The following is a 12,747-nucleotide window of genomic DNA, read 5'->3' on the forward strand; positions in this document are numbered from 1 at the left end:
AGAAAACCCGCTGACCCTTTAGCTCCATGATCATGCCCAAGGCTTGAATGGTATAAACGGTCAGCGGGCTTCAACCAACTAACTAACTGAAATTATAAAAAATGATTAAAGTGTCAATGTTCCGACCTTAACCCATGAAAGGTTAAGATTCGATTTTTCCGTGCTCCTGGTGCTCTACTTTCCAGCTGCCTTCTAGCAGGGCTTGCGTACCAAGCACTACTACCATGCAACAAAAGTTGAACAGATTCTTGATTTTGGTTTTCATAACGTTGTTCTATTAAGTGTCCCAATGCCTATTAATCAAACCTACTTGTTCTATGAACAAAAATCAAGGTTTTGTGTGCCATTGGTACATAGTTTTGTATGAATGTACCGATAACCCATCTTTTTGACATCCTAATGGCAGTAACTTCCTACCCCTACCTTGGACTTTACATGGAGAAATAGGAACGGTCATTAAATTATTTTAGAACACTTTCCCCAATGGATTTTCCATATCCATAAGTTTTTACCGATGTGCATGAATACTATTCAATGGCATCCCTATATGTTTGAAAGCAAGGAATTAATGATGATTTTGTAATCTTTTTTAAGTTTTTTTACTACATTAGGAATTCAAACCCCAATTAATTGCACATAATGACAAAAAAAACGACCAACCTATTAGGGATAATCATCACTATTCTGGCGGGGACGTATTTCTTCATTACCTATTGCAGTACATGTGGAGCGTCGTCTGATAGGGTATCACGGAAAGAAATCATGGCCCCTCAGGCACCAAAAACGACAACAGCCCCACTTGCTTTCAATAAAGGAAGTTTTGACGTCACAACAAATGGCCACCATAATTTTAGCCCCCCTTCCCCGGCCTATCCGATATCCATTTCACCAAATGACGAAAACAGGGCCGAAGAACCTGACGCCAATGACGGTCATACATCCGAAGTGGAAAAATCGTTGCCTAAACGACCGTAATCACCTTAAATTAAATCACTAACCGATAAACCTTTAAAAAATGGATTTTTCAACAATGAATATTTGGTGCTGGATAATTCCACTATTGGTGGGCCTACTATGCGCCTACTTTGGATATTTACTGGGCAAGAACAAAAATACCCCGATAGACGATTCTGCGGCCTTAAAGACCTTACGGGATAAAAATGCGAAACTACAGGAAGATTTGGATGCCTGTAAAGGAAAACTAACCACGGGCAGTACTATGGCCAACGTGGGGGATGGCCTCGCGGCAACTTCGATGGCCCCCGAAACCCCAAAAGAAAAATTGAACCTTTTTGATGCTGCCGCCGCAAAAACCGCAATGGGCAAGGCCATAAAACAGGATGACCTAAAGATCGTTGAGGGTATCGGACCCAAAATATCGGGAATGTTCAACGAAGCGGGTATCATAACCTGGAAGGACCTTTCTGAAATTTCCGTTGCCGATTGTCGAAAAATACTTGCTGGTGGTGGCAATCGCTATAAAGTACACGATCCGGCCTCATGGCCAATGCAAGCTAAAATGTGTTATGAAGGCAAATGGAAGGAACTTGCTAAGTGGCAAGATAAACACGACCATGGAAAACTATAATACATGGATCAACAAAAAGCCCTGATAATTTTATCAGGGCTTTTCTTTTGCTATAAGGTACCGTTGGCCTCTACCCATTTAAACTGGTATTGATCTTCGGGAAACGCCATCCTTTCAGAAATACGTTGTAACCTACTCGGCAATTTGATCAAATAATCACGGGCCTTTTCGGCTTCATCGGAAAGTTCCCTAATGGCATCCAATTGCCAATAGGAATTTAATTTTTTGAGAATCTCGATATAATCTTGGGCCGTATATACCCCCAACCGTTGTGCACAGTTCGAAAAATTCTCGAAGGCGGTTCCTATGGATCCACCGGATTCACGCAGAAAATGTGCGGGCATTACTATCTTTTTTTTCATCATATCGGCGAAAGCCAACATCATTCCCGAAGGATCCTCCCCAAAAATGTGCTTTACAAATTCCCTGTACGCCAAATGATGGCGCATTTCATCACCGGCAATGATGGTACACATTTTTCCTAAAAGTGCATTCCCTTTCTTTTTGGCCATTTGACCGACCCTTTTGTGCGATATATTGGTGGCCAACTCTTGGAATGAAGTATACACAAAGTTCTTATAGGGATCCCTATCGGTACCGATATCGAATCCGTCGGCAATCAAATGCTGGGTAGTAATTTCAACTTCGCGCATATTGACACGCCCTGATAGATACAAATATTTGTTCAACACATCACCATGGCGATTTTCTTCGGCCGTCCAGGCACGTACCCATTTAGACCAACCGTTTTCCTTACCCTCATGCTGGTTTATCCCCTCAACATCCATTAACCAGGCCTCATAGGTGGGTAAAGCTTCCTCGGTGATCGTATCGGCAACCATGGTTACCCAAAAGTCATATCCCAATTCTTTGGATTCTTCCCTCAATTGTTCAATATCGTTCAAAAAGTTATCACTTTTAGGGTCTGGAAGAAAATCAGAAGGTTGCCATATATCTTCGATAGGAATCAGGAACGAATCCATAAACTCCCCAACTTTAGGCTCAATGGCCTGCATTACTTCTAATCTTATATTTTTCTTTACCATGTTTTATTTTTATATAATGTACAATTATATCAATAAAATTTAGATAAAGTTGTGCTAAATTTTAATTCCTGCCCTTTTCATCAGGATATAGCGTATATACCGGATCGCTCTGCCAAAATTCTTTCGTATGCACATCCATTATGGTCAACGGACCTAAAAAAGCCGCACCGGTATCGATGTTCCAAACGTTTGCCGCCTTTTGGGGCGTCGTTTTTCCTATTCGGGTAACGGGCGTATGTCCGATGAAAATCTCATCGTAGTGCACCAATCTTTGAGGGTAATACTTATGGTCTTTTGAAAATGTGGGATTAAGGGAAAGTGCCAATTCCCAAAGGGTACGGTCCCAATAAAAGGATTTACTGAAATATTCATATTCAACACCTTTGATATTGGTAAATCCGGCATGTAGATAGATGCGGTTATCGCCTTCCAATTGATAATTGATCAATGCATCGTAAAATCGGATATGCTCTTCTATCGTCGATTTACCGGCTTTTTTATACGATGCAACACTTGCCGCCCCACCGTGTTGCAGCCAAGTCAAATTATCTTCTTCGGTCTGAAGCCAATGAGCACATAGTGCATCATGGTTTCCCCTCAAAAAAATACAATCATGGGTTTTTTTAAGATCGATCAAGAAATCCACGGTTTCCACAGCGGTACTCCAACCGTCGACATAATCCCCCAAAAATATCAGCCTATCACTCGTGGAAACCCTAGCCCGTTCCAAAACTTGTTCCAACGCTTTTAAACCAGCATGGATATCACCGATTACCAATGTCCGAGTTGTCATCATTGTGCAAAAATCGCAATAAGGATGATGAAAACAAGTATAAAAAGCACTAAAATGAAAATTTTCCAGAAGGAATACGGTCTTGAGCCACTCAAAACCCCGGTTTGTCCATTGATATAAAAAAGGTATTCCTTACCGTTATATCTATAAGAACTGATATACACCGGAAGCAAAATGTGCTTGAACGTCTCGTCGGACAATTTGATGTCGGCATGGCCTATACGCTGGGTATCCCCACCAATATCCCTTCGGATCCAGTTATAGGCGATTTCCTTGGCTTCCCGAAACGATCGGTGATGGCCTTCCTTTAAGGATATGGTGTATTTTTCGGTAACAAATCCTGCCAAGTACTTTGGGCTAAAGGCAACCAATTCCTTTAAATTCCAATACGCTATTTTTTCAGGTATCTCCCTTCTTTTTTTTTCTGAGGCGTTGATCAGGATATCATCGACAAAACCACTGACATGCCCAGATACCCGCGACCACCTTGTTTTTCGTACCTGCCGTGTCTGAATACCTTTTTTGGTACGCACCCTTTGTGTTTCATAGTAATAATCCCCCCGTTGCCCCTGGTAAGCCGCATATAAATTGGCGTCGAATGTCCAATATGGAACATAAAGACCATGCAAGCCTTCCGGGGCAAGTGCTGCGCGTTTCAAATTATTGGGTGCAAACCAAATGCCCCTGACCCAATTCTTGAATAACTGTCGCGCCTTTTTCCCATCCAATTGAAAGGGCACCAAAGCCCCCGGCAAGATCCAACCTTCCTTTTCGATATCTTCCCGAATCAAGGGTTCGCCGCAATAGACACAATCGAGCGACTTATAGTTTTCCTCGACATGTTGGTTCGCCCCACAATTTTTGCAATTGAGGAGCTCAATGGTTTCGGTATAGGCATTTTCACCAACCACCTTTAAATAGTGTTGAAGTTCCAATTCCTCAAAACTGCTTTTTTCCTGTGCTATAAATTCCTCATAACCACAGTATTGGCATAAAAGCTGGTGTGAGCCAGGCTTGAATTTAAGTTCGGCACCACAGTTGGGACAGGATTTATTTACTTCGGAATCAAAGGTTTCTTCCATAGTTAACTCTTGCATTCACCACAATAACGTGGCATTTAAAAAATAGTCAAATGCCATTCTATGTGGTCGGCAACGGTGGTGGGGTGCTTCCACCCAAGAATACCTTCAACTCCTCAATATCCTTTAATGCCGCCCAATTGGCCATTCCCTGTTTCCAGATCAAGGAATCCCTATTGATGGTCCTACTTGCAAAAAGCTCTTTTAACTTATCAAAGGTAACCGGGCCTGCTTGTTGCCCGTTTAGGGCGTAATGGTACACTACCTGTGCAGGTATTGGGGGTGGTGCGGTCTGCTGCGGCTGTCCGCCAAAAGGCTGTTGGGTTCCGGTATGCCCCATCATATTCCCCATTTGCTGTGCCAATACAAAGCCCATGCCCATGCCCATGCCCGCACCGGCGGTGCCCCCTTCATTTTTTGCGGCAGCCTCCATGGCCTTTGCGGCCTTGAATTGTGATAATTTGGCCAGATCCAACTTATCCAGTCGACTATATTCGAATATTTCCTTCTTAAGTTCTTCCGGCATGGAAACATTCTCGATATAGAACTTTTCCAACTCAATGCCCACACGGCCAAATTCCGGTTGCATCACCTCTTGGCAGGTCTCGGAAAGTTCACTCGTATTGGCCGCATATAATTCTATAGGCAAATTGGCTTCCCCGACCGTATCGGTAAAACGGGTAACAATTAAACTTTTAAGGTGTTCGTTAACTTCATAATTCGTAAAGTTGCCATCGGTACCCACAACATCGACAACGAATTTTCCGGGATCCTTGATCCGAAAGCTATAGGTGCCGAATGCCCTGATCTCTACCAATCCAAAACGTTGATCACTCAACATAAAAGGATTTTTGGTCCCCCATTTCTCATCGGTGAACAAACGGGTGTTCACATAATAGACCTCTGCCTTAAACGGACTGTCGAATCCGTATTTCCAGCCTTTCAAAGTTGTCAATATTGGAAGGTTCTTGGTGTTCAAGGTGTAGGTGCCCGGTTTAAAAACGTCCGCCAATTGGCCTTCGTTCACGAATACGGCGGTTTGTCCTTCCCGGACGATCAGTTTCGCATTGTTCTTAATTTCATTCTGATACCTCTCAAACCTGTGTACAATGGTATCGTTTGAAGGATCCAACCATTCAATAATGTCTATAAATTCATTACTTAGTTTGTTCTTTATTTCATCGAATAAATTCATGGTTCCCGTTTTTTTTATTTTGTTAAAAGATAAGGATTTATTTAGTTGTTCCAAAGTGATTACCCCCTTGTACAATTGGTTTGCCAATGCTTTTTAACAGTAGTACCACGCAATTACCAATTAAATAAATTTGTTAACTTTTTTTTGTTGATAATTTTTTAAACACCTGATTTTATGGTATTTAACTGTTATTTCTTGTACACTTTATGACATTTGTCATAACGCGATTCTTTTCTTTTTGCATACTTTTACATCAAAATTCCAAGCACTTAAAACCATAAGATCGACAAATGCAGTTAAAAACGATTCAATCCGAGACAAAAACATTTTCCCAAGAAGAAGCCTATCAATCCAGCTTAGCCTATTTTAAAGGTGATGATCTTGCAGCCCAAGTATGGGTGAACAAATATGCCCTCAAAGATTCCGATGGCAATATCTATGAACTCAATCCTGACGACATGCACCGTAGAATAGCAAAGGAAATCAGTCGAATTGAGAAAAAATATCCCAATCCCCTTTCTGAAAAGGAGGTTTTCGATTTAATCAAGAACTTTAAATACATTGTTCCCCAAGGTAGCCCTATGGCCGGTATTGGAAATCCGTACCAGATCGCTTCCTTATCCAATTGTTTCGTGATCGGGAATGAAGGAAACTCCGATTCTTATGGTGGCATAATGAAGATCGACCAAGAACAGGTACAGTTGATGAAACGCCGTGGTGGTGTTGGTCACGACCTTTCACATATACGACCAAAAGGATCGGCCGTAAAAAATTCGGCATTGACCTCAACAGGACTGGTACCTTTTATGGAGCGTTACTCCAATTCAACAAGGGAAGTGGCACAGGATGGCCGTAGAGGGGCTTTGATGCTTTCCGTTTCCATCAATCATCCCGATGCCGAGGATTTTATCGATGCGAAAATGGAACAAGGCAAAGTGACCGGGGCCAATGTATCGGTCAGGATCGATGATGAATTTATGAAGGCGGTTTCTAACAACACCCCCTACACCCAAAAATTTCCGATCCACAGCAACGATCCCAAATTCACGAAAGAGATCGAAGCGAATAAATTATGGAATAAGATCGTCCATAATGCCTGGCAATCCGCAGAACCGGGAATTTTGTTCTGGGATACCATCATCAATGAGTCCGTACCCGATTGTTATGCCGACCTGGGTTATAAAACAGTGTCTACGAATCCTTGTGGCGAAATTCCTTTGTGTCCTTATGATTCCTGTAGGTTATTGGCCATAAACCTTTTCTCCTACGTGGATCAACCCTTTACCAAAGAAGCCAAGTTCAACTTTTCATTGTTCAAAAAGCACATTGCCGCCGCACAACGGATCATGGATGATATCATTGACCTTGAGTTGGAAAAGGTTGACCGTATTTTGGAAAAAATCGCCGAAGACCCCGAGCTTGCCGAAACCAAGGCCGTGGAGGTCCGATTATGGGAAAAAATCAAGGAAAAAGCCATCAGTGGCCGTCGAACCGGTATCGGTATCACCGCCGAAGGTGATATGTTGGCCGCTTTGGGTTTACGCTACGGTAGTGAGGAAGCCAATACTTTTTCCGTAGAGATCCATAAAACCATCGCCATTGAGGCTTACAGGGCTTCCGTGCACGCTGCCAAGGAAAGAGGTCCTTTCGAAATCTTCAATGCCGAAAGGGAAAAAAACAATCCATTTATCCTTCGCCTTAAAGATGCCGATGAAAAGCTATATTACGAAATGCTTGAGTACGGACGCCGTAATATTGCCTTATTGACCATTGCCCCAACGGGGACCACTAGTTTAATGACCCAAACCAGTTCGGGAATAGAACCTGTGTTTATGCCCGTTTACAAACGCAGAAGAAAGGTCAATCCGAACGATAAGAACTCAAAGGTCACATTTGTGGATGAAGTCGGTGATTCATGGGAAGAATACGTGGTTTTCCACCATAGATTCAAAGAATGGATGGAAGCCAACGGCATTAGCACCGAAAAAAGATATAGCCAGGAAGAACTCGATAAAATCGTAAAAAAATCCCCTTACTACAAAGCGACTTCGAATGATGTCGATTGGCTAAGTAAAGTACGTCTACAAGGGGCTGTTCAAAAATGGGTAGACCATTCGATCAGTGTAACGATCAATTTACCGAACGATGTACCCGAAGAACTGGTCGGAAAACTCTATTTGGAAGCATGGAAATCAGGATGTAAAGGCGTTACCGTTTACCGTGACGGCTCTCGATCCGGCGTATTGATCTCCAACGAACCGGAAGCCGATACTACCCTAACCCCTTTCCCAACAAAGCGACCACCGGTATTGGAAGCAGACGTAGTCCGTTTTCAAAACAATAAAGAAAAATGGATCGCTTTTATCGGCCTTATAGATGACAAACCTTATGAAATCTTTACCGGATTGGCAGATGATGAGGATGGGATCTTGATACCGCGCTGGGTAGAAGACGGATTGATCATCAAGAACAGGAATGAGGACGGTACTTCCCGTTACGATTTCCAATACAAGAACAAAAGAGGGTATAAAACGACCATTGAAGGACTTTCCCATAAATTCAACCCTGAATTCTGGAACTATGCGAAATTGATCTCGAGCACCCTACGTCATGGAATGCCCATTGAAAAAATAGTTGATTTGATCAATAGCCTCCAATTGGATGGGGAGTCGATAAATACATGGAAAAACGGGGTTACCCGTGCCCTTAAACGTTTTGTTGAAGACGGCACTGTGGCCACCGGGCAAAAATGTGATAATTGTAAATCCACGAATTTAATTTACCAAGAGGGATGCCTTACCTGTAAGGACTGTGGTTCCTCCAAATGTGGTTGATCCTTTGAACCGACACCGGTAGACAATGACTGAATTCCAACACAAAACCGCAATGGCCAATTATGGCCATTGCGGTTTTTTTTCTGGAGTACCTATTGATCCCCATACCCTGAAAAATCCTCCGTTATAAATTCCCTGTTTATATTCGAATAATTCCCTTTTTGTAAGTACCTTGTGCTAAGTAATAAGGACGTTCATACATGAAAAAAGTTTTTTGTATCGGGGAGTTGCTCATTGATTTCATTGCCGAAAATCAAGGAAACGATCTTTCCAAAGCCAATCTGTTCACAAAAAAGGCAGGCGGAGCCCCTGCCAATGTAGCTTGTGCCATTGCCAAGCTTGGTGGCTTGAGTAAATTCATCGGTTGTGTGGGCCCTGGACAGTTCGGTTCCTTTTTACTCGGGGTTTTGGAGGATAACCACGTTGATATAAGTTTGGCACAACGATCCAAAAGCTTTACCACGTTAGCCTTTGTCTCGATTGCAGATGACGGTGAGCGCGATTTTGTCTTTAGCCGGGGGGCCGATAAAAAACTGAAATACGATTCCAGCATTAAAAATTCGTTCCAAGACAACATCATTCATTTTGGTTCGGCTACCGCCCTATTAGGTGGGGATTTGGAAGCCGCATACGGACGGTACTTTTTCGATGCCCTTACCCAAGGTTCCTTTATAAGTTTCGACCCCAATTTTCGCGCCGATCTTTGGAAGGAAGGGGAAAAAATCTTTATAAAAAAATGCATGCCTTTTATCCAGAAAGCCCACCTATGCAAGTTTAGCCTTGAAGAAGCCCAATTACTCTCCGGAAAGACCGATTTGGAGGAATGCTGTGGGGTTTTACATGAAGTGGGTGCAAAAATAATAACCATCACCTTAGGAAGCGAAGGCACTTTTCTAAGTACCGAAAACTCAAAACAAACCATACCGAGCATCCCCGTAGTACCTGTAGACACCACTGGGGCAGGTGATTCCTTTATCGGTTGCCTCCTATACCAGATATCGCTCTTACACGATCCGATGGAAATTCTTGAAGACACCGATCAATTGGCGGAAATGGTAAAAGTAGCGAACAAAGCCGGGGCATTGACGACTACGAATTTTGGGGCCATTCCGTCCTTGCCGAACCTGGAACAACTCCAGGCCGTGTAATGAATCCGGGTGTTGACCTCTTAAATTTTGTTTCGGGCACTACAGTCCTTAACCTCCCTTAGACCTCCAAAAATTAACGCTGGACTTTCTTAAGGAATAATCCATTGGAAAAGGACAATGTACCGGGACCAACGCCATGTAAATATGCAACCGCAAAGGATGCATTTCAAAAAACCCCTTATAGGGCCGACATTACCGTTTAGGCCAGATAATGGTACCTACCTAACCCGATCATTCTATACGCCTGCCCTGGGTCGTAAAAGACAATCCCTGTTGTCCCATAGTGGAATTCATGACGCCTTCAAATAAAGGTTCGGAAGTGCCCATGGGGATGTTCCATTCAAAAATAAAGTTTGATCCCGTACCTCCTATGACATCAATTTCATCAATGATGATTTCAGCCGTTTCCAAGGGGGCCAAATAAATGGGCGTGTTGAAATAGGTACGAACGTGCTTCCCGTGGGTATCATAATAATTTGCCTTAAGGACGTAGACCGTATCCTTGTCACTGGTATTTCGAAGACTCACCATGGCCGTAAGGTTATGGGTTTTATGCTCCGATGTACTGTAGATCTGCGAATAGGTGGATAAATAGGTTTTCCCGTATTCCAAACTGTCCTTTTTACCAATATCAATGGTTCTTTTTGACCAGTTTTCCGGATTGATCGAACTGACTTCTTTTGGTTCCTCACAACCGAATATCCCCAGTAAAACTAAAATCAATAAAAGACGTGACCACATATATTTTGATTTCATGACTACAACTAATTCCTTTTCGCCTAACAACTTTCGTACATCCCTTTAAAAGCCCAGATCCAATATCGGTATCCTTATGGGGAGGATAAATGTAAAGCTTCATAAAAATACATGATCTTATCGGAAAATACAGAAAACAACATCCTAATTAAGTCAATTCGTTATACACCCAGTTTCCCGTTGGCCGTGGTGGTGATCCCAATAGGTCAATTATACTTCACCTTTCTTAAAATACGCAAGGTTTCCTTTAGGGAATTATAAACCGTTTCATTCGTCTTTTTCAATAGGGGACGTGCCTTTTCCATTTGGGATTTTGCCATTTCGAATCCGTTTAAAAAACAAATCAGATAGGTGGCGGGAAGGTGCATCAAATCCGTTTTCTCGTTGGGTTTCAAAACTTGGCCTTTTTCAAGTTTCATCAGTAAAGCATTGTTCGTGTTGAGAATATGATGCAGGGTTTTTGTATCGTACTGTGGGGGATCAAAAATCATTTGACTATGTATCTGATAGGTGCCATTATCATCGAAAATAATTTTCACTTCCTCCAAAGGGTAGTATTTATACGCTTTACCGAGGCCCAATCGCACATATTCGGTAATATTGAAACTTTCATCATCATGGGTTACCATAACCTCATCCAAGGTGGAATAAAACAAGCGGACCTGCTCATTGATCAGCTCTATGTCAACACGGGAAAAATAGGTTTTCTCCTTTACTTTCTTGGTATGCCCCGCCCAACAAACCACGAATTGTTCTTTAAACACTTTATAATTACTATCCAGGTCTTTATGCCGGTGGTTTATAAAGTCGATGACCCCATCCAAGGTGAGTTCAATATTGTTTTGTGCATGTTGCTCCAAGGTGGCAACGACCTCGGAATTTATATCTTTCAACTCAACCCCATAGGCCTTAGGCATGCTTATACTGCCTTCCCTAAAGAAAACCGAGCCCCCGTAATATTTCCATATGTTCTTTCTTAGGGAACATACTTTCCCATTAGATCTTATGGTGACCAAACCAACGACCTTACCCTCGGGAAGGTGCGGAAATGGGATATTCTCATACGCAATTCGCGGGGGATTGTCCAAATAGGCGTTTACAAGGTTCTGGATTTTACTGTCATCGAAGAAATCGACTCCCACGATGGCGTTGTCCTCATCTTCCACCCCGATAACGATAAATGAATTGTTTTTCGGATTGCTATTGGCCAATGCACAAACATGTTTAAGAAACTTGGCCTTACCTTCCCTATTCCCAATGGTTATAAAACGCTTTTTATCGTAAAAACTGTTCTCGTCATTATGGGCGAGAAGGTTCTTTACCAAAAGACGTTTATTGATCATGGGTGTCCGGGTTATTGATTCAGGCTATCAAAAATTCATTCATTCTATTTTATTCACAATGGTCGAGCTGGCCTGTGCCGTGGGCATTACGACCAAATCGGCAATGTTCACGTGATAAGGTCGGGTTACCGTAAAAAGGATGATATCGGCAATATCCTCGGGGCGCAAAGGTTGAAAACCTTGATACACCTTGGCCGCTTTACTTGTATCGCCCTTAAAACGTACTTGACTGAATTCGGTCTCAACCAATCCGGGGTTTACCGCCCCAACCCGAATTCCATACTGATTCAAATCGATGCGCATGCCTTTGTTGATCGCATCTACGGCATGTTTACTGGCACAGTAGACATTTCCACGGGGATATACTTCCTTGCCGGCGGTAGATCCGATATTGATGATATGTCCGGCTTTCCTTTCGACCATTTGGGGCAATATCGCCTTGGATACATAGAGGAGCCCCTTTACATTGATATCGATCATAGCATCCCAATCCTCTAGGCTACCTACCTCGATAGGGTCCAATCCATGGGCATTACCGGCATTGTTCACCAATATATCGATGGTTGAAAATTCCGGGGGCAAAGCGTTGATTTGCCGGTTGACCGCTTCCTTATCGCGCACATCAAAATTCAGGGTGTACACCGGTGTGGAAACACGTAGTTCTTGCTGTAATTCATTCAACCGATCTTTACGTCTTCCGCATAATACCAATTTAAAATCATTCGCAGCGAAAAGTTCCGCCGTGGCACGCCCAATACCGCTTGTGGCGCCCGTAATTAATACCGTTTTACTCATTTTTCCATTTGTTTCACTTTAGGGACCACCTTTGACCCTGTTCCGACCATCAAAAAAGAGGTCCGTAGCGGATATTTCGATATTTCCCGAATGTTTTGAATTGCCCGCATTCCACTCCGTTGAAATGCCTTTTCACATGGAGTGGAATGGATGGTTTTGGCCAAAGTTTT

The 12,747-nt window shown here is 42.8% G+C and carries 11 protein-coding genes; 4 read left to right on the top strand and 7 right to left on the bottom strand.

Annotated elements, in window-relative coordinates:
• Positions 1 to 639: 639 nt before the first annotated feature.
• A complete protein-coding gene (locus PHU20_RS14915) occupies positions 640 to 975 on the top strand; it encodes a hypothetical protein (RefSeq protein ID WP_274826189.1) in 336 nt (111 codons plus the stop codon).
• Between the two features lie 40 nt (positions 976 to 1,015).
• Positions 1,016 to 1,588 carry a hypothetical protein gene (locus tag PHU20_RS14920; protein WP_274826190.1) on the top strand — a complete coding sequence of 191 codons (573 nt, stop codon included), beginning with the start codon at positions 1,016 to 1,018 and terminating at the stop codon, positions 1,586 to 1,588.
• A 50-nt stretch (positions 1,589 to 1,638) separates the two neighbouring features.
• On the opposite strand, the gene PHU20_RS14925 is transcribed toward PHU20_RS14920, so the two are convergent.
• The 4 genes from PHU20_RS14925 to PHU20_RS14940 form a co-directional block, all read right to left on the bottom strand.
• Positions 1,639 to 2,634: an acyl-ACP desaturase gene (locus tag PHU20_RS14925; protein ID WP_274826191.1), complete on the bottom strand. Its 996-nt coding sequence runs from the start codon at positions 2,632 to 2,634 to the stop codon at positions 1,639 to 1,641.
• Positions 2,635 to 2,695: 61 nt separating this feature from the next.
• Entirely contained in the window at positions 2,696 to 3,427 is a 732-nt protein-coding gene (locus tag PHU20_RS14930) for a metallophosphoesterase (protein WP_274826347.1), read from the bottom strand.
• On the bottom strand, positions 3,427 to 4,509 hold the full coding sequence (locus PHU20_RS14935; RefSeq protein ID WP_274826348.1) for a TFIIB-type zinc ribbon-containing protein: 1,083 nt from the start codon (positions 4,507 to 4,509) through the stop codon (positions 3,427 to 3,429). Before PHU20_RS14935 ends, PHU20_RS14930 begins: the two co-directional genes overlap by 1 nt.
• Positions 4,510 to 4,567: 58 nt before the next feature.
• Positions 4,568 to 5,701, bottom strand: a complete 1,134-nt coding sequence (locus PHU20_RS14940) for an SPFH domain-containing protein (RefSeq protein ID WP_274826192.1) — start codon at positions 5,699 to 5,701, stop codon at positions 4,568 to 4,570.
• Between the two features lie 290 nt (positions 5,702 to 5,991).
• Between PHU20_RS14940 and PHU20_RS14945 the strand changes: the two genes are divergently transcribed.
• Positions 5,992 to 8,535 (top strand): adenosylcobalamin-dependent ribonucleoside-diphosphate reductase, encoded by a 2,544-nt coding sequence (locus PHU20_RS14945; protein WP_274826193.1) that lies wholly within the window; start codon positions 5,992 to 5,994, stop codon positions 8,533 to 8,535.
• Positions 8,536 to 8,735: 200 nt separating this feature from the next.
• Positions 8,736 to 9,683: a carbohydrate kinase family protein gene (locus PHU20_RS14950; RefSeq protein ID WP_274826194.1), complete on the top strand. Its 948-nt coding sequence runs from the start codon at positions 8,736 to 8,738 to the stop codon at positions 9,681 to 9,683.
• A gap of 231 nt (positions 9,684 to 9,914) precedes the next feature.
• Here the strand turns inward: PHU20_RS14950 and PHU20_RS14955 are convergent, their stop codons facing one another.
• From PHU20_RS14955 to PHU20_RS14965, 3 genes are all read right to left on the bottom strand, one after another.
• Positions 9,915 to 10,439, bottom strand: coding sequence for a DUF3124 domain-containing protein (locus PHU20_RS14955; RefSeq protein WP_274826195.1), 525 nt, complete (start codon positions 10,437 to 10,439; stop codon positions 9,915 to 9,917).
• A 206-nt stretch (positions 10,440 to 10,645) separates the two neighbouring features.
• Positions 10,646 to 11,782, bottom strand: coding sequence for an ATP-binding protein (locus PHU20_RS14960; protein WP_274826196.1), 1,137 nt, complete (start codon positions 11,780 to 11,782; stop codon positions 10,646 to 10,648).
• A 39-nt stretch (positions 11,783 to 11,821) separates the two neighbouring features.
• Entirely contained in the window at positions 11,822 to 12,577 is a 756-nt protein-coding gene (locus PHU20_RS14965) for an SDR family NAD(P)-dependent oxidoreductase (protein WP_274826197.1), read from the bottom strand.
• Between the last annotated feature and the right edge of the window lie 170 nt (positions 12,578 to 12,747).

The sequence above is a fragment of the Maribacter polysaccharolyticus genome (assembly GCF_028882255.1).
Lineage (GTDB): Bacteria > Bacteroidota > Bacteroidia > Flavobacteriales > Flavobacteriaceae > Maribacter_A > Maribacter_A polysaccharolyticus.